Genomic DNA, 434 nt, shown 5'->3' with positions numbered 1-434 from the left:
CTTGCTCCAAAACAATTCTATTAAAAAGGTAAAATAAACTTCCAGTCCTTTCCTAAACCAGCTGCGTTGCGGCCATAAAAAAGCATTTTTGGCAGTTTGTTGTGAGATCGTACTGGCACCTCTCACCCGCTTGCCCTTCTTGTTATCTTCCATGGCTTTTTGAATAGCCTCGTAATCAAAGCCGTTATGGTTTGGGAAATTTTGATCTTCGCTGGCGATCACCGCCATCTTAAGATTATCGGAAATCTCTTCCATTGGCACCCAATCATGCCGGATGTCTTCTTCAGGATTTTCAAAATACCTAATGAGCATCAGATTAGTAAATGGCACCGGAACCCACTTATAGATCACCACAAGCAGAATACTGAAAAGAAACAGCCCCAACAGCAGCTTAAATATAAATTTGAAAAATCTCTTCATTTATTATTCGATTA

1 protein-coding gene is annotated in these 434 nt (G+C 39.9%); it reads right to left on the bottom strand.

The features are described 5' to 3' along the window. The coding region (locus HC175_RS18945; protein ID WP_209310104.1) for a transglycosylase domain-containing protein at nt 1-420 on the bottom strand (420 nt) is incomplete at its 3' end. Between the last annotated feature and the right edge of the window lie 14 nt (nt 421-434).

The organism is Salinimicrobium oceani (genome assembly GCF_012037645.1).
Note: the sequence above shows the minus strand (reverse complement) of the source record. Positions and strands in the feature narration are given on the sequence as shown.